At 61.1% G+C, this 21194-nt stretch carries 19 protein-coding genes, 1 tRNA gene and 1 pseudogene; 4 read left to right on the top strand and 17 right to left on the bottom strand.

Going from position 1 to position 21194, the window contains the following annotated elements; all coding sequences use genetic code 11:
- From HP556_RS29325 to HP556_RS29265, 14 genes are all read right to left on the bottom strand, one after another.
- Nucleotides 1-978, bottom strand: a complete 978-nt coding sequence (locus HP556_RS29325) for a dipeptidase (protein ID WP_175369502.1) — start codon at nt 976-978, stop codon at nt 1-3.
- A gap of 78 nt (nt 979-1056) precedes the next feature.
- Complete coding sequence (locus tag HP556_RS29320; protein ID WP_089266582.1) at nt 1057-1776, bottom strand: ABC transporter ATP-binding protein; 720 nt, start codon at nt 1774-1776, stop codon at nt 1057-1059.
- Nucleotides 1773-2561 (bottom strand): ABC transporter ATP-binding protein, encoded by a 789-nt coding sequence (locus HP556_RS29315; RefSeq protein WP_120287827.1) that lies wholly within the window; start codon nt 2559-2561, stop codon nt 1773-1775. Before HP556_RS29315 ends, HP556_RS29320 begins: the two co-directional genes overlap by 4 nt.
- Nucleotides 2558-3724 carry a branched-chain amino acid ABC transporter permease gene (locus HP556_RS29310; RefSeq protein ID WP_175369501.1) on the bottom strand — a complete coding sequence of 389 codons (1167 nt, stop codon included), beginning with the start codon at nt 3722-3724 and terminating at the stop codon, nt 2558-2560. The genes HP556_RS29315 and HP556_RS29310 overlap by 4 nt, the downstream gene beginning before the upstream one ends.
- Nucleotides 3721-4632, bottom strand: a complete 912-nt coding sequence (locus tag HP556_RS29305) for a branched-chain amino acid ABC transporter permease (RefSeq protein ID WP_068737795.1) — start codon at nt 4630-4632, stop codon at nt 3721-3723. Before HP556_RS29305 ends, HP556_RS29310 begins: the two co-directional genes overlap by 4 nt.
- 22 nt (nt 4633-4654) lie before the next feature.
- Nucleotides 4655-5839, bottom strand: a complete 1185-nt coding sequence (locus HP556_RS29300) for a branched-chain amino acid ABC transporter substrate-binding protein (RefSeq protein ID WP_175369500.1) — start codon at nt 5837-5839, stop codon at nt 4655-4657.
- Between the two features lie 265 nt (nt 5840-6104).
- Complete coding sequence (gene purU, locus HP556_RS29295) at nt 6105-6956, bottom strand: formyltetrahydrofolate deformylase (RefSeq protein ID WP_175369499.1); 852 nt, start codon at nt 6954-6956, stop codon at nt 6105-6107.
- A gap of 102 nt (nt 6957-7058) precedes the next feature.
- Nucleotides 7059-7187, bottom strand: a complete 129-nt coding sequence (locus HP556_RS30365; RefSeq protein WP_246297932.1) for a dihydroneopterin aldolase — start codon at nt 7185-7187, stop codon at nt 7059-7061.
- A gap of 64 nt (nt 7188-7251) precedes the next feature.
- Entirely contained in the window at nt 7252-8541 is a 1290-nt protein-coding gene (glyA, locus tag HP556_RS29290) for a serine hydroxymethyltransferase (protein ID WP_175369498.1), read from the bottom strand.
- 9 nt (nt 8542-8550) lie between these two features.
- Nucleotides 8551-9924 carry an L-serine ammonia-lyase gene (locus tag HP556_RS29285; RefSeq protein ID WP_175369497.1) on the bottom strand — a complete coding sequence of 458 codons (1374 nt, stop codon included), beginning with the start codon at nt 9922-9924 and terminating at the stop codon, nt 8551-8553.
- A 29-nt stretch (nt 9925-9953) separates the two neighbouring features.
- Entirely contained in the window at nt 9954-10523 is a 570-nt protein-coding gene (locus tag HP556_RS29280; RefSeq protein WP_175369496.1) for a sarcosine oxidase subunit gamma, read from the bottom strand.
- Nucleotides 10516-13506 carry a sarcosine oxidase subunit alpha gene (locus HP556_RS29275; protein ID WP_175369495.1) on the bottom strand — a complete coding sequence of 997 codons (2991 nt, stop codon included), beginning with the start codon at nt 13504-13506 and terminating at the stop codon, nt 10516-10518. Before HP556_RS29275 ends, HP556_RS29280 begins: the two co-directional genes overlap by 8 nt.
- The gene (locus tag HP556_RS29270) at nt 13503-13796 is read right to left on the bottom strand and encodes a sarcosine oxidase subunit delta (RefSeq protein WP_068737808.1); all 294 of its coding nucleotides are present in this window, start codon (nt 13794-13796) and stop codon (nt 13503-13505) included. Before HP556_RS29270 ends, HP556_RS29275 begins: the two co-directional genes overlap by 4 nt.
- 16 nt (nt 13797-13812) lie before the next feature.
- Nucleotides 13813-15066 carry a sarcosine oxidase subunit beta family protein gene (locus tag HP556_RS29265; RefSeq protein WP_120287818.1) on the bottom strand — a complete coding sequence of 418 codons (1254 nt, stop codon included), beginning with the start codon at nt 15064-15066 and terminating at the stop codon, nt 13813-13815.
- A gap of 276 nt (nt 15067-15342) precedes the next feature.
- On the opposite strand from HP556_RS29265, the gene HP556_RS29260 reads away from it, so the two are divergent.
- The 3 genes from HP556_RS29260 to HP556_RS29250 all read left to right on the top strand — a co-directional run bounded on the left by HP556_RS29260 (nt 15343) and on the right by HP556_RS29250 (nt 17678).
- Nucleotides 15343-15858 carry a prolyl-tRNA synthetase associated domain-containing protein gene (locus tag HP556_RS29260; RefSeq protein WP_175369494.1) on the top strand — a complete coding sequence of 172 codons (516 nt, stop codon included), beginning with the start codon at nt 15343-15345 and terminating at the stop codon, nt 15856-15858.
- A gap of 191 nt (nt 15859-16049) precedes the next feature.
- Nucleotides 16050-17153 carry a GlxA family transcriptional regulator gene (locus HP556_RS29255; protein ID WP_115030417.1) on the top strand — a complete coding sequence of 368 codons (1104 nt, stop codon included), beginning with the start codon at nt 16050-16052 and terminating at the stop codon, nt 17151-17153.
- A gap of 33 nt (nt 17154-17186) precedes the next feature.
- Nucleotides 17187-17678, top strand: a complete 492-nt coding sequence (locus HP556_RS29250; RefSeq protein WP_175369627.1) for a GNAT family N-acetyltransferase — start codon at nt 17187-17189, stop codon at nt 17676-17678.
- Nucleotides 17679-17864: 186 nt separating this feature from the next.
- On the opposite strand, the pseudogene HP556_RS30620 reads toward HP556_RS29250, so the two are convergent.
- From HP556_RS30620 to HP556_RS29240, 3 genes and pseudogenes are all read right to left on the bottom strand, one after another.
- A pseudogene (locus tag HP556_RS30620) lies at nt 17865-17951 on the bottom strand (DUF6538 domain-containing protein); the annotation flags it as partial.
- A 92-nt stretch (nt 17952-18043) separates the two neighbouring features.
- Nucleotides 18044-18133 (bottom strand) — tRNA-Ser (locus HP556_RS29245).
- 301 nt (nt 18134-18434) lie between these two features.
- Entirely contained in the window at nt 18435-19529 is a 1095-nt protein-coding gene (locus HP556_RS29240) for an ROK family protein (protein WP_175369493.1), read from the bottom strand.
- Between the two features lie 245 nt (nt 19530-19774).
- Here HP556_RS29240 and HP556_RS29235 point away from each other — a divergent pair, with 245 nt between their 5' ends.
- Nucleotides 19775-21115, top strand: a complete 1341-nt coding sequence (locus tag HP556_RS29235) for a TadE/TadG family type IV pilus assembly protein (RefSeq protein WP_175369492.1) — start codon at nt 19775-19777, stop codon at nt 21113-21115.
- Nucleotides 21116-21194: the final 79 nt, after the last annotated feature.

The raw sequence follows: 21194 nt of genomic DNA, 5'->3' as shown, positions 1-21194 counted from the left end.
TCAAGCCCCCCAGACGGACTTCAGGAGATTGACCCAATTCTTGCCAATGACGGCCTCGATGCGTGAGGCTTTCCAGCCGCGCTTTTCCATGGCGGCGGTAAGATTCGGCCATTCGCCGATGGTCTTGATGCCTTCGGGATTGATGACGTCGCCGAAATTGGTGAGGCGGCGGCCATATCCCTTGTCATGGGTGATCCAGTCGAAGAATTCCTGGCCATAGCCCTGCGTGAAGTCGGTGCCGATACCGACGCTGTTTTCGCCGCAGATATCGATGACGTATTCTATTGCCTCGACATAATCGTCCACAGTCGATGCCGGACCGCGCTTCAGGAAAGGCGGGAACATGGTGACGCCCACAAAGCCACCGTGATCGACGATGAAGCGCAGTTGCTCGTCGGACTTGTTGCGCGGATGCTCCTTCAAACCGGCTGGCAGGCAGTGCGAATAGGCAACGGGCTGCTTGGAGGCGAGGATGACGTCTTCGCTGGTCTTCGATCCGACATGCGACAGGTCGCAGAGAATGCCGAGGCGGTTCATCTCGGCGACGACCTCGCGGCCGAAGTCGGACAGGCCACCGTCCTTGGACTCGTAGCAGCCGGTGCCGACCAGGTTCTGCGTGTTATAGGCCATCTGGATGATGCCGACGCCGAGCTCCTTGAACAGACCGAGATAGCCGATCTGGTCTTCAATACCGGTGACGTTCTGCCAGCCCAGAATGATGCCAGTCTTGCCTTCCTCTTTGGCCTTCAGGATGTCAGCGGTCGTGTAGACCTGCTTGAGGATGTCGTCGTTGTCTGCGAACCAGCGCTTCCACTTGACCACGTTGCGCATGGTGGCCTCGAAGCCTTCCCAGACGCAGCAGGTGCAGTTGGCGGCGGTCAATCCACCCTTGCGCATGTCCTCGAAGACCGGACGCCCGAAATCCGAGATGATCAATCCATCGACGACGATGGCGTTTTCATGAATGGTTGAGGACATGACGTTTCCTTTCAGATGATAGTCTGACTTTTCGTTATGATGCGGCAGCCATATCAGCTAGCGCGACGTTCTTTCTGATCAGTGCGCTCCACCGAAGTAGGCGCTTTGGACTTCCTCGTTCTTTGCCAGCATCTCGGAGTCGCCCTGGACGATGATCTTGCCTTGCGACAGCACATAGCCGTAATGGGCGATGGCGAGGGTCTGGTTGACGTTCTGCTCGACCAGGAGGACGGTCACACCGGTTTCGTTGAGCCGGCGGACGATGTTGAAGTTCTCCTGCACGAACAGTGGAGACAGGCCCAGCGATGGCTCGTCGATGATCAGAAGCTTGGGATCCGTCATCATTCCGCGGCCGATCGACACCATCGCCTGCTCACCGCCGGACATGGTGCCGGCAAGCTGCTTGGCGCGCTCTTTCAGGCGCGGAAACACCTCATACACCTTGCCAAGGCGCGCTTTGACCGTCTTCTCTGCATTGACGAGATAGGCTCCGACCCGAAGATTTTCTTCGACCGTCATCTTCGCGAAAATCCGGCGCCCTTCGGGAATGCACGCAATCCCGAGACCGACGATCTCATGGGTTGCCATCTGGTCGAGCGTCTTGCCTTCGAAAGCGATCGAGCCGGCGCGCGGCGGCGTCAACCGCAGGATTGAGCGGATCAGCGTCGACTTGCCGGCACCATTGGAACCGAGGATACAGGTGATCTTGCCCGGCTGCACGTCGATGGAAATGCCGGACAGCACGTCGGCCCGATCATAGGCGGTGAAGATGTTCTCGACTGTGAGATGACCGCTCATGCTTGCCCCAGATAGGCTTCGCGGACCACAGGATCAGCCGCGACATCACGGAATTTGCCTTCGCAGATCTTCTTGCCGTAGTTCAGCACGACACAGCGATCGGTGACGCGTTCGATCAAGCCCATCTCGTGCTCAACAATGATGATCGTGAGCCCGCCGAGCGATTTGCGGATGCCGAGAATTTCATCCACCACCTGATCCGTCTCGTCATGGGTCATGCCGGCAGACGGTTCATCGAGCAGCACAAGCTTTGGCTTGCCGATCAATGCGCGGCAGATCTCAACCCTGCGCCGATCGATCATGCCGAGCGAGATCGCCGGATCGAACAGCTTGTCCGGCAGCGCGGGATTGAAGACATGTAGCAGCTCGCGGGCTTCATCCGCGATTTTCTGCGCTTCCGCGGCGAATGATTTCCGCTGCACGATATTGTGCCAAAGGCCATTGTTCAGCGTTCGCTGCGCACCCAGCGCAATATTGTCGAACACCGACAGCGACAGGCATAGGCGCGATCGCTGGAACGTGCGCGACAGGCCACAAGACGAGATGTTGTGAGCCTTCTCGCGGGTGATGTCGATGTCACCCAGCAAGATCTTGCCTGCACTTGCGGAATAGACGCCGCTGATCACATTGAGGAACGTGGTCTTACCTGAGCCGTTCGGCCCGATCAGCCCGAGCACTTCGCCATTGCGGACGTCGATGTTCAGCTCATTAAGTGCGAACAGGCCGCCGAAACGGACCGTCAAGCCGCGGCTCTCGAGCAGCACGTCGCTGGACAAGCTCGTCATGCGCTTGTCTCCGTGTGCAGTTTCCGGACCCGGCGCGCCACGAGACCGTCCGGGCGCATGGTCAGGATCGCGATGACCAGAACGGCATAGAAGATAAGCCGGTATTCCTGGATAAACTGAAGCTTTTCGGGCAGCAGGACGACGATCAGTGCCGCCGGCAGCACGCCCCAGCGATTGCCTATGCCGCCCAGGATCACGATGGACACCATCACCAGCGAGTCGCCGAATGTGAAATTCGCGGGCGCGATGAACCCAGTCATTTTCGCATAGACCGCCCCCATCAGGCCGGCCAGGAAGTTGCCGATCGTGAATGCCAGCACTTTCCAGTAAGCTATCTTTAGTCCGAAAACGGATGCTGCGGTCTCATCGAGGCGCACCACATCGAACCAGACACCGACCCACGAGCGGTCCAGCAGTCCGACAAAGATCATCGCCAGCGCCGTCAGAATACCGGTCAGGATCACGTAGTTCACATAGGACGACAGCACGAGGCCGAAGATATGGATGTCATTGGTGAAGTCCCAGCCGAACAAATTGATGCCGGGAAGCTTCAGGCCTTGCGGACCGCCAAAGAAGTCATTCGCATCGAGAAAGACATTAAACATCACGCCGAACGCCATGGTCGTCAGCGCACCGTAATGTCCGCGGGTGCGCAGCACCGGGAGGATGAGCAGCGAGCCGATGAAGACCGCGACCAAGCCGCCGCAGACCAAAACCAGCGCATCGGGCAGACCGCCCTGCCGTCCGAGCATCGCTGCGGTATATCCGCCGGTGCCGGCGAAAGCCGCGGCTGCAAAGTTGGTCAGGCCAGCATAGCCCATCTGCACAGTGAGGCCGAGGCAGATCGTCGCGTAGATCAGCACCGTTGCCAGCATCAGCAGGCCGAAATTGTCGTCGCGCAGCACGAAGATGACAGCGAGCGAGGCCACCGTTATCAGGCCACGCAGCAGCCAGGGATTTTCCGAAGCGGCGACTTCCATCGCGGCGACGCCTCCGAACCGAGCGGCGCAGAAGCAGACCGCAGCCGTAATCGCCAATGCGGCACCGAGCAATTTCTGGTTTTCGATCAGGACCAGCGCAGTGAGCGCCACTGCAGCGAAGGCCACAGCGACAAACAGCGGCCACACCGGCACCCGTACAAGCGTCCGAGAGGTCGGCGTCATACCCGCTCGCTCCCGCGTTCGGCGAGAAGCCCGGTCGGTCGCCAGGTGATGAGGACGATGATCAGCACGAAAGCGAACACGTTCTTGTAGTCGCTCATCGACGGCATCGCGGCAACGACGAAAGTCTGCAGCCCTGCGAACAGATAGCCGCCGATGATCGCGCCCCAGATGTTACCGAGACCGCCCACGATCGCAGCCGTGAAGCCGATCACGGCCAGCAGCAGGCCCATGCTGTAATTGATCTCGCTGTAATACAGCGCATAGATCATACCGGCAAAGCCGGCGGTAATAGAGCCCAATGCAAAGGTCAGCGGGATGATGCGACCGAAATTGATCCCCATCACACGAGCCGTTTCGGTGTCTTCGGCCACTGCCCGCATCGCGAGGCCGAATTTGGAGTGGTTGATGATCCAGTAAACGGCGCCGATCGAGGCGGCGCCGGCGATAATCAGAATAATAGCGTCCGTACGGAAGAACGACGGACCGATATTGAAGCCTCCGGCCGGCAGCAGTTCCGGAAAGCGTTGCGGATTGGTGCCGTTCGGAAAGAACAGCCGGATGGCTTCGCGGATGGCCGTACCGACCATCATCGTCATCAGCAGCATGTTGAGCGGCGGCGCATTGCGCAGCGGCATGATGAGGAAATGCGAAATGCCGGCGCCGACCACCGCGGTCAGTGCCATTGCCACGCACAGCGCGACAATGAACTGCAGCGGCACCGACAGTCCCAGCGCGTTCGCCGCCCAGACAGCGACCAGGCCTCCGAAGGCGCCGAGCGTGAGCACGTCCCCGTGCGAGAACTTGATCACGTTCATGACGCCGAAGAAGATGGTGAACCCCATGGCGACGAGGCCATAGATCGTTCCTTGCATCAAGCCGTTCAGCAGGTGTTGACCGATCATACCCATGGGATGTCCCGACGATTCGCGCTTACGGCAGGTTCTTGAGCTTGCGCTTGCCGGACACGTATTCGCTTTCTTCCCAGACCACCCACTTGCCGTCCTGGACGACATAACTCGTGGTCAGCGGCGTGATGTTCTGGCCATGGTCGTCGAAGGTGACCGGACCGACGATGGACGGACGGTCCTTCACATCGCCGAGGTCGGCGGTAACCTTGGCGCGATCCGGCCCGACCTTCTCGATGGTCTCCATGACCAGACGGGTGGCGACATAGGCGAACGGTCCGTAAGCTTCCGGCGGTTCGGAATAGCCTGCGGCCTTGTAGGCATCCGCAAACATCTTGCCGCCCGGCATCTTGGACAGCGGCGGGCTGTCGAAGAAGGTCAGCGTGCCTTCGGCGAGCTCCGGACCAGCGGCGTTGACGAACGCGTCGCCCATGATGCCGGAATTGCCCTCCAACTGCGCGTTGATGCCGAACTTGGCCATCTGCGTGCGGAGGCGCGCGCCGAGCGGCGTCAGGCCACCAAAATAGATCACCTCCGGATTGAGCTCCTTGATCTTGGTCAGCTCGGCCGACAGATCCTGCTGATCCGGCGGGACCGAGAAGCTGCCCAGGATTTCATTACCGTTCTCGAGCGTGAACTGGGTGAAGTACTTGTTCATCGACTTGCCGTAGTCGGTGGAGTCGGCGAAGGACACGAATTTCTTGTAGCCGCGTGCCTTCATGAACTGCGCGCCGATGCGGTTCTGGCCGATCAGGATGCCGCTGACGCGGTGCACTTCCGGATACTTCTTGGCATAGGTAATTTCGGGCAGCACTGCCGCCCACACGACCATCGGCATCTTGAAGCGATTGAAGATATCGACGGTGGCAATCGCAGTCGCGGAACAGTAATGCGGGATCGCGGCAATGATCGAACGATCGGACGCGATCTTGGTGACGACCTGCACGCCCACGTTGGGCTTGCATTCGTCGTCAAGCACGACGAGCTCGTACTCATATTTGGTGTTGGGCTCGGCATTCATCAGCTTCACGGCCAGTTCGGCCGAGTTGCGTCCGCCAATACCGTGAGGCGAAATAGCGCCGGTCAGCGGACCCACGAAAGCAATCTTCACCTTGTCCTTGGCGAAGGCCGCGCTGAAGCTGCCAAAGGCCAGTGGCAACACGCTCGCAACGGCCAATGCGGCCAAACCACGCTTGCTAATCGTCCCCATCGCTGATCCTTCCAGGTTGATCCAGCCTGCAACGCTAGTGGTCCGCGAATGCGGCAGATAGGATGCACGCGCGCTGTTGCTTGTAGAATTGCGTCATAACTACCGAATATCGACTGCCTGTTCTTGGTTCGCGCGCCGACTGCTCGTCGGACTATTTTGCGTAGCAAACACAATGATTTCCGCTGCGCTGCAAAATTCATCGCGAAGATCAAATCTTGGCCTGTCGATGCTTTTCAAACGAGCATTCGTCGTCGCATTGCGGGCGCTAGAACACCACCGTTCTGCGTCCATTCAAAAGGACACGACGCTCGAGATGAAGCCGCACGGCGCGCGCCAGCACTCGCGACTCGATGTCGCGCCCAACGGCGACGAGATCGTCCGAGGACGACGCGTGCGTCACCCGTTCGGTCTCCTGTTCGATGATCGGGCCCTCGTCGAGATCCGGCGTCGCGTAATGCGCGGTAGCGCCGATGATCTTGACGCCCCTGTCGTGGGCCTGGTGATAGGGCCGCGCGCCCTTGAAGCTCGGCAGGAAGGAGTGGTGGATGTTGATGACATGACCATAGAGCTTGCTCGACAGGTCGTTCGATAAGATCTGCATGTAACGTGCAAGAATGACCAGATCGGCGCCTTCCTTCAGATACAGCTCATAGAGTTGCCGCTCCTGCTCCGGCTTGGTCTCGTTGCTGACGGGCCAGTGGTAATACGGGATCCCCGCCTTCTCGGCGATCGCTTCGCAGTCGCGGTGGTTTGACACGATCGCGACGACCTCGGCTTTCAGCCAGTCGACTTTAACCTGATAAAGCAGCTGCTCGAGACAATGGTCCGACTTGGAGACCATGATGATCAGCCGGGGACGCGACGCGGCATCGACCAGAACCGCGCTCATCTCAAACCGCGACAACACCGGATTGAGCACCGATTCCAGAGTCTTCCGGCTGATCGAATCCGGCGCCTCGAAAGCAATGCGCATGAACAGGCGGTTGGTCGTCCTGTCCCAGAACTGCGCGCTTTCCAGGATGTTGCTGTCGACATCGGAAATCGCCGTCGCGACGGTCGACACGATGCGCGGGCGATCCTGGCAATAGAAGGTGAGTATCCAGCTCTTCTTCGTCATTTTGCTTGTCTCGGTGGTGGGATCGACCGTGTGGCTACGATCGCCATGGGCTGGAAACATGTCGGTGTGGCTGCCGTGCAGCGGAATCCGCGGACGCCTGCATCACGCGATCTGACGATGCCTGTCGGCGCGGTATCGCGTCAGCTCTATGCCGACACCTTCAAAGATCGCCGTGATCGGCACCTGCGGCTTGTGGACGGTGACGCGCACCGCGCTGGCGCGCGTGAACATTCAGCCCTTGGATGAATATCCCGTCCGCCTGCCCCTCTCCCACACGCTCCATCAAGCGGCCTAATCAGGACCGATAGATCGGGAACGACGCAACCAGCTCGGCGACACGGCCACGTGCTTTTGCCTCGACCTCCGGCGCTCCCTGGTCTGGCGCGCCGGAATTCGCATCCAGGACGGTGGCAATGAGCTTGCCTACTTCTTCGAATTCACCGACGCCAAAACCGCGCGACGTCGCGGCCGGCGAGCCGAGCCGGATGCCCGACGTGATGGTCGGCTTCTCCGGATCGAACGGGATACCGTTCTTGTTGCAGGTGATGTTCGCCCGCCCGAGCGCCGCCTCGGCGAGCTTGCCGTTCAGGTTCTTCGGCCGGACATCGACCAGCATCAGGTGATTGTCGGTGCCACCGGTGACGATCGGATAGCCGGCCTTTGAGAGCGTGTCCGCCAGCGCGTGCGCATTGGCGACGACGTCGGCCGCATATTGACGGAACGATGGTTGCAGCGCTTCGCCGAACGACACGGCCTTGGCGGCGATGACATGCATCAGCGGCCCGCCCTGCAATCCCGGGAAGATCGCCGAATTGATCTTCTTGGCGATGTCCTCGTCATTGGTCAGGATCAGGCCGCCGCGCGGGCCGCGCAACGTCTTGTGGGTGGTCGAGGTCACGACATGCGCATGCGGGAACGGCGACGGATGGGCACCGCCGGCGACGAGACCGGCAAAATGCGCCATGTCGACGAACAGGTAGGCACCGACCGCATCCGCGATGCGGCGGAACGTTGCAAAATCCCAGAACCGCGAATAGGCCGAGCCGCCGGCGACGATCACCTTCGGCTTGTGCTCCACTGCCAGCTTCTCAAGCTGCTCCATGTCGATGGTGCAGTCGTCGCGACGAACGCCATAGCTGACGACGTTGAACCACTTGCCCGACATGTTCGGCTTGGCGCCATGCGTGAGGTGACCGCCTGCGGCGAGATCCAGACCCATGAAGGTGTCGCCAGGTTTCATCAGCGCCATGAAGACGGCCTGATTGGCCTGGCTGCCGGAATTCGGCTGCACATTGGCATAGCTGCAGCCGAACAGCGTCTTGGCGCGCTCGATCGCCACCTCCTCGACTTCGTCGGCGAAATGACAGCCGCCATAGTAGCGCCGGCCGGGATAGCCTTCGGCATATTTGTTGGTCAGCACCGAGCCCTGCGCCTGCAGCACTGCACGCGATACGATGTTCTCGGATGCGATCAGCTCGATCTCGTCACGCTGCCTGCCGAGCTCTCCGGCCAGCGACGACGAGATGGTTGGGTCTGCTTGGGCGAGATCGGTCGTGAAGAATGCCTCGCGTTCGGCTTGGGTCATGGTCTTCCCTCAACATTCTGCCAGATTGACAGCGAGACCTCCCAGTGAGGTCTCCTTGTATTTCGATTGCATGTCGCGCCCGGTCTCGCGCATCGTCGCAATCACCTTGTCGAGCGGCACCACATGGGTGCCGTCGCCCTGCAACGCGAGCGACGCCGCATTGATCGCTTTCACGGCACCAAAGGCGTTGCGCTCGATGCATGGCACCTGCACCAGCCCGCCGATCGGATCGCAGGTCATGCCGAGGTGGTGCTCCATGCCGATCTCGGCCGCGTTCTCGATCTGCTCATTGGTGCCGCCGAGCACCGCCGCAAGTCCCGCCGCCGCCATCGAACAGGCCGAGCCGACCTCGCCCTGGCAGCCGACTTCCGCGCCGGAGATCGACGCATTCATTTTGAACAGCGCGCCGATAGCGGCGGCAGTCAGCAGGAACACGCGCATGTTTTCAGGTGACGCCTCGCGGCAATGGTCGCGGAAATAGCGAAGCGTGGCCGGGATGATGCCCGCCGCGCCGTTGGTCGGTGCCGTCACCACCTTGCTGCCGGCCGCATTCTCCTCGTTGACCGCGATCGCATACAGGCTGACCCAATCCATCACCTCATGCTGGGCGCGGCTGTTCGAACTTGCAGCGGCGACAAGACGCCGATGCAGCGAAGGCGCGCGGCGCTTGACGTTCAGCCCGCCCGGCAGCTGCCCCTCTTTGGTCATGCCGCGATCGATGCAGTCCATCATCACCTGGATGATGCGATCGAGCCGCTGCTCGATCTCGTCCGCCGGGAGCGACGACATCTCGTTGGCCATGACGATCTGCGCAATCGACAGACCGGTTTTCGCACCGATCTCGAGCAACTGCTTGCCCGACCTGAAAGGATGCGGGACGGGAACGTCCTCGACAATGCCGACGACGCCGACCTGCGCTTCCGGAACGACAAAGCCGCCGCCGACGGAGCACCAGCGTTCACCGTGAAGGACATGACCGGCCGCATTAAAGGCGGAGAGCGCCAGCGTATTCGGATGGTTTGGCGGCTCGGTCACACCGTCGAAGATGATGTCATTGGCGAAGTCGAACGGGACATTGCGCCGCTCGGCCACCCGCAGCGTGCCCGCCGCGCGGGCGCCATCGACCAGCGTCTCCGCTTCTTCCGGATCGATCGTTTCGGGAAACTTGCCGGCAAGACCGAGAACGACCGCCTTGTCGGTGCCATGACCGCGACCGGTCCAGGCCAGCGAGCCGAACAGCTCGACCTTCACGCGCGCGAGATCCTTCAGCAGACCGCGCTCCGCAAGCTGGCTGGCAAACAGCGCCGCGGCCTTCATCGGTCCCATCGTATGCGATGACGACGGCCCGATGCCTATCTTGAAGAGATCGAACGTTCCAATCATCGCGCGGTCTCCAGGGCGCAGCCGGGCTGCTAGGACAGGCTTCGCGCTTCGTCGAGGAATTGCCAGACATAGGGCGCAAACGAACGCCATACATCCACGTGGAACACGTGCTCTTCAGAACGTGACAGCAGAAGTGATGCCTTGCCCAGCACCGTGCGCGTGCACATCCCGACCGGGAACGCCTTGAGGGACAGATCCAGCGGGCAGCCATGGTTGAGCACCAGCGCCGCCGTTGGACCTGCAACCGCGATGCCATCCGAACGATGGCTGACATCCACCAGCGAGCAGGCCTGCCCCTGCAGCGCTGCCGACATCCCGCCAAATACCTCGATCGGATTCTCGTTCACCGCCTGGAACAGCCATTCGTCCGGCCCCAACCAATAGACCGACCGGCCGCCGACAGCCGCGAAGCGGCAGGCCTCAAGGCTCGGTTTGACGCCAAAATGCGCCCCGGCAGCCTCGATCGCCTCGGTCTTGCCGCGAAACACCAGCTTCGCCGCATCGGGAAGAACCGAGAGCGACGTGGTGGACGCAGCAGTCGTGCCGGATGACTGCATTGGGGACAACGCGTTCGAACGCATGATCGCAGGACTAAGCATTCAAACGTTCCCCCTTCGGATCGAACAATATCGAGTCGACGACTTTCGCCTTGATCACGCCATCCGGCATCGGGATCGAGAGCTCCTCACCCATCCGCGAGCGGCCGCCGCGAACGAGTGCCAGCGCGATCGAACGGTTCAGCGTCGCGCTCCAGTAGGAGGAGGTGATATGACCGATCATCGGCACCGGGATCGGATGGGTCGGATCGAGCACGATCTGGGCGCCCTCTTCGAGAACCACCTTGGGATCCGTCGTCAGCAACCCGACCAGTTGCTTGCGGTCTTCCCTGACCAGCGCCGGCCGCGACAGCGAGCGCTTGCCGACGAAATCCCGCTTCGCCTTGCCGACAGCCCAGCCGAGGCCGGCGTCATCGGGCGTCACCGTGCCGTCGGTTTCCTGACCGACAATGATATAGCCCTTCTCCGCGCGCAGCACATGCATGGTCTCGGTGCCGTAGGGCGTGATCCCGTAGGGCTTGCCCGCCGCAAAAATCGCTTCCCAGACCGCCCGGCCATAGCCGGCGGGAACATTGACCTCGAAACCCAGTTCGCCGGTGAACGACACGCGGAACAGCCGCGTCGGCACACCGCAGATGCGTCCTTCGCGGACGCTCATATGCGGCATGGCATCGGCCGACAGATCGATGCCATCGACCAGCGGCTCCAGCACCTTGCGCGCATTCGGTCCCTGCAAGGCAATGACCGACCACTGCTCGGTGGTCGAGGTGAGCCACACTTCGAGGTCCGGCCATTCGGTCTGGAGGTAGTCCTCCATCATGGACAGCACGCGGGCCGCGCCGCCGGTCGTCGTGGTGACATGGAAACGATCCGTCGCCATGCGGCCGACGACGCCGTCATCCATGATGAAGCCGTCTTCGCGCAGCATCACGCCATAGCGCAGCCGACCGGGCTCCAGCTTGGTCCAGGCATTGGTGTACATGCGATTCATGAATTCGGCAGCGTCCTTGCCGACGATCTCGATCTTGCCGAGCGTTGAGGCATCGAAGATGCCGACCGACTCGCGCGTCGCCTTGCATTCGCGCGCGACGGCAGCATGCATGTCCTCGCCGACCTGCGGGAAATACCAGGCGCGCTTCCAGACGCCGACATCCTCGAACCGTGCGCCCTGGGCTTCGGCCCATGCATGGATGCTGGTCTTGCGCACGGGATCGAACAGATCACCACGCGATTGGCCGGCAAAGGATCCGAAGGTCGTCGGCGTATAAGGCGGCCGGAACGTGGTCAGGCCGACCTTCGGCACAGCGACGTCGATCTGCTTCGAGACGACGCCGAGGGCGTTCATGTTGGACAGCTTGCCCTGGTCGGTGGCCATGCCGGTGGTCGTATAGCGCTTGACGTGCTCGATCGATCGGAACCCTTCGCGGGTCGCGAGCCGGACATCCTTGGCCGTCACGTCGTTCTGGAAATCGACCCAGGCCCGCTTTTCCGCCTGATGATCGGTCATCACGGAGCCGATGAACGCATCGGCACCCACCGACTGCGCGGAGACCGCATAGCTGCGCTCGCCGTGCGGGGGGAAGCCGGCCTTGGCCGCAGCGTCCCGACCACCCTTGGCGCCGCTTTCGATGACGCTTTCGAGCGCGAACAGTCCCTTGCACGCCCCGACCGACCGCTCACGCTCGACAGACTCGCCAGGCACATAGGCCCGCAGCTCTTCGCTGTAGCTGAGCTTGCCGCGGCTCTGCGAGAACAGATGCACCGACGGCGTGAACCCGCCGGACATCAGGATAAGATCGCAAGCCACCGTCTCGGCATCGCCGCCTTGCGCGTTGGAGATCTGCGCCGACTTTACCCGCAGCCAGCCCGACGTGCCGCGAACGATGCTGTCGGAGCGAACCTTGATGCCTTCGGCGCGTGCCTTGTCGACCCAATAGCCCGACACGCTCTTGCGCAGATCCACGATCACCTGGATCCTGGCACCGGCTGCCTTGAGGTCCAGCGCCGCGCGATAGGCGCTGTCGCAGGCGGTGAATACGACCACCTGCTTGCCCGGCACCACGCCGTACCGATTCACATAGGTCCGGGCAGCACCGGCCAGCATGATGCCCGGCCGGTCATTGTCGGTGAAGACGAGCGGCCGCTCGATCGCGCCGGCGGCCAGCACGACTTCCTTAGCCCTGACCTGCCAGAGCCGCTCACGCGGCTGGTTCGTCGCGGGATTGCTGAGGTGGTCGGTGACGCGCTCGTTGAGACCGACAAAATTGTGCGGGTACCAGCCGAACGCCGTCGTACGCGACATCAGCTTCACGTTGGGGCGCTTGCGCAATTCATCGAGCGCCGCGCGCGCCCAGTCGGCGGCCTGCATGCCGTCGATCGATGCCGAACGATCAGACAGCAGCGAGCCGCCCATCTCTGCCTGCTCGTCGCACAGGATCACGGTGGCATCGCTGTTGCTGGCTTCGAGCGCTGCGGCAAGACCCGCAGGTCCGGCGCCGACGATCAGCACGTCGCAATGCGCAAACACCTGCGTATAGCGATCGGCATCCGGCTCGGCTGGCGCCTTGCCGAGACCCGCCATCCGCCGGATCACCGGCTCATAGAGCTTCTTCCAGGCCGTGCGCGGCCACATGAAGGTCTTGTAGTAGAAACCCGCCGGCAGGAAGGCTGAGAAATATTCGTTGAGGAAACCGGCATCGGTCTCCAGCGACGGCCAGCGATTCTGGCTTTCGGCCACCAGCCCGTCATAGATCTCGACCTGGGTCGCGAGCAGGTTCGGTGTATAGCGCGACTGGGTCGCGCCGACACCGACCAGCGCATTCGGCTCTTCCGAGCCGGCGGAGACGAAGCCGCGCGGCCGATGATACTTGAACGAACGCCCGACCAAATGCACGCCATTGGCGATCAACGCGGAGGCCAGCGTGTCGCCGGCCAGACCCTGATACGACTTTCCGTCGAACGTGAAATGAACTGCGTTGCGGCTTTCAGCGACGTCGCCGCGCCGCACGCGATACGTACCCGTCATGGCTTGGCACCCTGATGTTCGGCTTCGGGGCGCTCGCCCATGCGATAGGTGCGCTTGATGACGTCCGTGGTCGTGTCGCGGCTGGCATTGAAGAAACGGCCGCAGCCATTGGCGTGCCGCCAACGCTCGTGATGCAGCCCCTTGGTATTGTCGCGCATATAGAGATAGGCGGCCCACTCGTCGTCAGTGAGGCTCATCGGGTCGGCCGGGCGGGCGATATGCGCCTGCCCGCCATTGGCGAATTCGGCCTCCGGGCGCGGCCCGCAATAGGGGCAATTGATCAAGAGCATCTCGTTTTCCCCGCTATCAATGCGCCACGGCGGCCGCAGCCGCTTCGTCGATCACGGCGCCATCGCGGAATCGCTCGATGGTGAACGGCGCATTGATCTTGTTCGGCTCATCCTTGGCGATCGTGCTGGCGAACACCTCGCCCGATCCCGGCGTCGCCTTGAAGCCGCCGGTGCCCCAGCCGCAATTGACGTACAGCCCGGATACCGGCGTCTTCGCCACGATCGGCGAGCGATCCGGCGTGACGTCGACGATGCCGCCCCAGTTGCGCAGCATGCGCAGGCGCCGAAACGCCGGCACCAGTTCGCAGATCGCATCCAGCGTATGATTGACGATGTGCAGGCCGCCACGCTGCGTATAGGACGTGTAGACATCCGTTCCCGCCCCGATCACCATCTCGCCTTTGTCCGACTGCGAGATATAGGCGTGGATCGTGTTCGACATCACCACGCAGGGGAAGATCGGCTTGACCGGCTCGCTGACCAGCGCCTGCAGCGGGAAGCTTTCCAGCGGCAGACGCACGCCGGCCATGTTCATCACCGTGCTGGTATTGCCGGCGGCGACGACGCCGATGCGCTTTGCATTGATGCTGCCGCGCGTCGTATCGACGCCGACCACCTCGCCGGTCGGCGCGCGGCGGATGCCGGTGACTTCGCAATTCTCGATAATATCCACGCCGAGCGCGTCAGCAGCGCGGGCATAGCCCCAGGCCACAGCGTCGTGGCGCGCCGTGCCACCGCGGCGCTGCAGCGCGCCGCCGAGGATCGGATAGCGCATGGACCCACCGACATTCAGTGGCGGACAGAATTCTTTGCATTCCTCCGGCGACAGCCATTCATTGTCGATGCCGTTGAGACGGTTGGCATGCACGTGTCGCTTGAAGCTCTGCACATCGTGAATGTTGTGCGCCAACATCAAGACGCCGCGTGGTGAGTACATGACATTGTAGTTCAGTTCCTGCGACAGCCCTTCCCACAGTTTGAGGGCGTGCTCGTAGATCCCGGCGCTTTCATCGAACAGATAGTTCGAACGAATGATCGTGGTGTTGCGGCCGGTATTGCCGCCGCCGATCCAGCCCTTTTCGAGAACGGCAACGTTTTTGACGCCGTAGCGGCTAGCCAGGTAGTAAGCCGTTGCAAGCCCGTGGCCACCACCACCGACGATGATGACGTCATAGCCCGACTTCGGTTCAGGCGAACGCCACTGTCGCTGCCAGCCGGCATGACCGGTCAGCCCTGCCCGTAGTAATGAAAGCGCTGAAAATTTCTGCATGGCTGTCCACGTTGTGATTGGACGGAGCCTACAACTCGCTGCCGCTTCGCGGCCAGCATCAGCCCGCCAATCATGTTGGATCAGAGCGACATCGGAACGCCGCAGGTTTGCAAAGCCCCGACACGAAACACGTAGATTTGCGACAAGCCGCCCGGCTTCGCTCGCCAGGGTCTCGAATTCGCGACGTATCCATGCGACACGGATCGCTGCCATGTAGACAGGACGGCATGCCCCGGGCGCGCGCAGTCCCGCCACCGACGATCAAGGACACGCAGAATGAGCATCGAACGCAGCGACGAGATTCTTCAGTATCTCAAAGACAAGTCGATCGTGGTGGAGACGTTCGAACACCCGCCCGTGCATACGGTGGAAGAGTCGCGTGCGCTACGCGGCGACATTCCCGGCATTCACACCAAGAACCTGTTCCTCCGCGACGGCAAGAAACGGTTCTTCCTGTTCGTCACCGACGAAGCCGCGACCGTTCACCTGAAGTCGCTGGCAAAGACGATCGGCGCCAAGGGCGGGCTGTCATTTGGAAGCGCGGAAGCCCTGAAGGAATTGCTTGGGATCGAACCGGGATCGGTCTCGATTCTGGCGCTCTATAACGATGCCAATCAGGCGGTCACTCCCGTCATCGATGCGCGCTTGCGGTCGGCGGAGCGCATCAATTGCCACCCCGTCATCAACAGCCGCACGACATCGCTGTCGGTCGGTGCACTCGACGCATTTCTTGCTGCGATCGGCCGCGAAGCGCAGTTCGCGACGCCAGAAGAGCCGCCGTCCGCCGGCTGACCCTCCTGCGCCGCACCGGCCGACCTGATCTAGCGGCAACAATCTGGGGCTTCTCGGTTCCCAGCCGACGCCCCGAACGTCGCGCACCAGGCGAGACGCTTCGCCGCCCTTGCGCGCGCGGCAATGTATTTTTAGGATCAGTCCGTCGCAAATGCCTGCCCCGGCGCGCTGGAGGTATGTAATGATGCGACATGGGTCCGTTTTGGAGCATCGTCTCGCGGCGATCACCCGGATTGCCATTCGACCATATGGTGAATGCGAAGGCAGGGGTGATGCAACCAAAGGTCCGTCCGCTGCGCGTTGGCTTTATTCTGACCAAGAATTTCACGCTGACTGCGTTGGCCAGCTTCGTGGACGTGCTGCGTCTCGCCGCCGACGAAGGCGACAACAGTCGGCCGATCCGCTGCCAGTGGCACATCATGGCCGACACCGACGAGCCGATCCGTTCGAGTTGCGGTCTGCTGATGTATCCGAATTCCCGGTTCCTCGATCCGCGCGAGCTCGATTATGTCGTCGTCGTGGGTGGCCTGCTGCATCAGGGCCCGCAGATCGATGACAAGATCAAGCGCTATCTGCTGGAGGCTGCGAACACCAAGGTCGATCTGATCGGCGTCTGCACCGGCAGTTTCGTGCTGTGGCGTCTAGGCCTTCTCAACCAGAAAAAGTGCTGCATCAGCTGGTACCACTATCGCGATTTCCTGGAGGAATTCGGCGAGACACTCCCGGTGGCCGACCAGCTCTTCGTCATCGACGGCAACCGCATCACGTGTTCGGGCGGCATGGGCGTTGCCTACCTCGCCGCCCATATTGTGGAACAACGCATGGGCCTGTCGAGCGCGCAGAAGGCGCTCCACATCATGTTGATCGATCGCATGAAACCCGGATCTTCGGCTCAATCGGCGCCGCCGACCGAATTTGCCGAGACCGACGGACGGATCTCGCGCGCGCTGTTAATGATGGAGCAGAACCTATCAGCGCCGCTGTCTGTCGCGCGACTGGCCGGCAAGGTCAGTCTGAGCACGCGGCAACTGGAGCGCCTTTTCAAAGAGGAAACCGGCCAGTCTCCGCAGGCGACATATCTGCGGCTGCGCCTGAAACATGCACGGTGGATGTTGAAGACCGACCTATCGCTGGCCGCAATCGCCGCTGAAACCGGCTTCGTCGACGGTTCGCATCTCAGCAAGGCGTTCAAGGCCGCCTTCAATACCAACCCGTCCGAGGAACGCCGCAGAATAATCGGTCAATCCCACGGGCAAGATGCCGGCGAAGGTCGGCGTATATTCAGTCTGGCTTAGGCGGCACTTGTTATGGTCATACACTCCGACGACCTGATCATTCGCCCGGCTGAGCCGGCAGACCGGGCAGACATCTGGTCGGTCATCGAGCCGACCATCCGTGCAGGTACGACCTACGCCCTGGACCCCCTGATGACGAAGGACGATGCTTTGTCCTACTGGCACGGTCCGGATAAACGAACCTTCGTTGCCGTGCGCCAAGGTCAGATCGTGGGATCTTATTATGTGCGCGCCAACCAGGACGGCGGCGGCAGCCACGTGGCCAATTGCGGCTACATGACGCTGGCGAGCGCGCAAGGCGGCGGTGTGGCCCGCAATATGTGCCTACACTCGCTCGACTATGCCAGAAGCTCCGGATTTCGCGCCATGCAATTCAACTGCGTCGTGAGCAGCAATGTGCGTGCGGTGAGACTCTGGACTACGCTTGGTTTTGAGATCGTCGGACGGCTGCCTGAGGCTTTTCGGCTTCCGACTGACGAATATGTTGATGCGCTCGTGATGTTTCGTAAGCTTGACGCTCAATGACGGCAACGCGAGGCGCAGTGTGCGCCGCTCCATGATTTTTGCTGAGCTGGTTCGGTATCGTCATGGCTGAGCACTATGACTGCATCATCGGCGGCGGGCCCGCGGGCCTGATGGAGGCGAGCGGGCGCTGGCTTTGCCGGAGGTTCGACTACGCTCTTCAATCTCGAAAAGCTTCAAGGCGTGGAGTCACTTTGCCTCGACTGGATCTCGGGTACCGAGGCTAAGCCGCTCTTCGCGTTGACCGACAAACTCGCGGAGATCGTCCGGCGCGCCTCGCCGGAACCAACAATAGCCACGACCAAACGGGTGGCAGAAAGCCTATTACTTCCAATGACCCATTGATTTCATTGCGATTTTCATCTGGCTGGCGGAGAGGGGGGGATTCGAACCCCCGATGGGCTTGCACCCATGCCGCATTTCGAGTGCGGTACAATCAACCACTCTGCCACCTCTCCAAGGCGCCAAGACCCACGGTCGCCCGTGGGTGGTTGCGCGGAGTTCTAGGCGAGGATGGCGGGCCAGACAAGACGGGCAGAGCGGAAAATCCGCACCCAATTGCCCGCAGAGCCGCAAAAGCTGGCTCTAGCTGGCGCGTGGACTAGAAAGCCAGCCTTTTCGTTGCAGATTCGCAGCGGCAACGCACGCTATGGTTGGACGCGCGACATGACGAGCCATGGCGGCGCCAGGATGATTCGCCGACGGATGCATGCACTCGGCCATTGGCCGAGGCGGCACCGGGACGCTCAATGGTCCTGCTCAATCCTTGTCTTTCTTCGCCTTCTTGTCGTCCTTCTCTTTCTTGCGGTTGGTGAAGCGAGCATTGCCCAGCCCCGTTCCGATCGTCAGCACGCCCCAGCGTTCGAAGTCCTGCATGAAAGGGACTTCACTGAGGCCTTGGACAACGCCGTCATTGTGCATGAGCACCGCAGTATCGTGATCCCCGATTGTGGGAATGCCTTCGGCGAGCAAGGCCGGCAGGTTGAACTTGCTGCTTTCCCAATTACCCGGAAGATTCTGCGCTCCCTTCGCGATGGTGCCGTCTTCGTTGATCACCCCCGGGCATGAGATGCCGATGAACGGCGCCAGCTTGAGGCCTTCATTGTCGGCGGCGGAGATCAGATCCTTCAGCATCTTCACTAACCGCTTGACGGCGCCTTCACGCGTCGGCTCATCATCGGCATGTTTCCAGAGATCGGACTTCCATACCGCGGCCTTGGAGAGATCCTTCGATTTCTTCCATGCGGTTTCGACCACGCCACAACGGATGTTGGAGCCGCCGATGTCGACCGCCAGAATGCTGTCGTAACCTTCGAAAATCCATGACGGCGCCAGATGCAGGCAACCGATCAGGCCGGCTTCATCTGGATGAAACCGGATCGGCACCAACGCAACCTTGAGATCCTCGGCCTTGAGGATGATGTCCGTGCGCGCAATAACAAGTTCCCCGACACGACTCTGGCGGAAACCGCCGCCGACCACGATGCATTCCGTATCTGCCCAGGCCTTCGTCTTGAAGAAGCGCTGCGTGACATAAGCCAGCTCCCGCGCGAATTCTTCGATCGCACCATGGACGAGTGCAGCCGCGGCCACATCGTCGCCAAGCAGGATTTCGTCGAGGCTGGATTTACTGATCTCGTTGGCAGCCTTTTTGCCGAGCGGATCGTCGCCGTTTTTCTTCAATGGCTTTCTGAGATCATCCAGTATGCGCTGAAAAGCGCCCTTGCTGGCGCGGTCACCGAGAAAGCCGTTGTCGTCCTTCAGCTCGATGTTGAACGTGTCCACATCAACGGACGGCAGCCGCTTGGCACCGTGATTGCCGATGCCTACGGTCGTCATTGTGTCTTCAGCCATATTGCCCCTGCCAGACTAGAACCGCATGACAATGCCCCGGGAGCCGGTTTGTTTCATCGCCCCGCCGGGATGATCGTACCGCTCCCCTTTTGCGTCGGTCCCGCGAGCCGGTTTCAATGAAACCGGTAGAACATCCTTAACTAACCAACAGGGCAGCAACCCAAGCCACTACCTTTCTGCGATCGACCTAACAGTAAATTTATCAGCTCAGGTAATTATCTCCGCATTCATACGGGTGCGTATTCATGCTGAAGTCATTCCTCGGGCTATCGTTCCTTGGGCTAACCGATCGTTTTCGCCGCGACCGGCGCGGCAATGTCGCGATCATATTCGCGATCACATGCATCCCCCTTATTTCCATGGTGGGCGCCGCGGTCGACTATACGCGTGCACTACAGATCAGATCTCAACTGCAAGCCGCCCTTGATACTGCCAGCGTCGGCTCCATCGTGCAGAAGTCTGCTGCATTCATTACCGCAGGTTCGATGGCGGCGGACGGTGCCGTCCCCGGGGGCGACGTCGACGCAATCAATATTTTCAAGGGCAACACGTCAGGCAGGACCGGTTTCACACTGACCAGCACGACAGCGACCGTCAATCGCGCCAACGGCGTCGTGACGGCCACTATGCAATTCTCGGCGGATGTGCCGACCAGTCTTACATCCGTCATGGGCTTTTCCAAGATGACCGTCACCGGCAGTTCTGTCGCGACGGCAACGATGCCGAATTACATCGATTTCTACCTGCTGCTCGACAATTCGCCATCCATGGGCGTCGGCGCAACACCGACCGACGTGGATAAGATGGTCAATAACACGTCGGACAAATGCGCCTTTGCCTGCCACGACCTCAAGAACACCAACAACTACTACAATCTCGCCAAGAACCTTGGCGTGATCACGCGCATCGACGTGCTGCGTACGGCCACCCAGAAGTTGATGGATACCGCGGCCAGTACGCAGACCTATTCCAACCAGTTCCGCATGGCGATCTACGACTTCGGCGCGGCCGCCTCGACGTCCGGTTTGAGAGCCCTGTTCACATTGTCATCCAGCCTCTCGAGTGCGAAGACGGCGGCGGGAAACATCGACTTGATGACGGTGAACGGCCAGAACGACAACAACGATCAGGACACCGGCTACAGCGCCATATTCCCGGCGATCAACAGCGCGATCAGCACCCCCGGCGCCGGTACGGCCGGTGCACCGCTCAAATATCTCTTCTTCGTATCCGATGGCGTGGCTGACGAATACAATCCAAGCAACTGCCTGAAGCCAACGAATGGTGCACGATGCCAGTCGCCGATCAATCCGGCGCTTTGCACCACGTTGAAGAATCGCGGCATCAAGATTGCCGTGCTCTATACGACCTACCTCGCACTTCCGACCAATGACTGGTACAATAGCTGGATCGCGCCATTCAACGCTGGTCCTTACGGACCTTCGCCCAACAGCCAGATCGCCATCAACATGCAGAGCTGTGCTTCGCCGGGCTTCTACTTTGAAATCAGCCCGACCCTGGGCATCTCGGAGGCGATGACTGCGCTGTTTCAGCGTGCCGTCGCCGATGCCCGCGTGAGCCGCTAACCGGCGCAACCACCGGGCAAGCCGGCGAGCTTCGTGACACCGACTGCGTGATTCATCTTCAAGATCACGCAGGACACTG

The organism is Tardiphaga robiniae, assembly GCF_013359755.1.
GTDB lineage: Bacteria > Pseudomonadota > Alphaproteobacteria > Rhizobiales > Xanthobacteraceae > Tardiphaga > Tardiphaga robiniae.
Note: the sequence above shows the minus strand (reverse complement) of the source record. Positions and strands in the feature narration are given on the sequence as shown.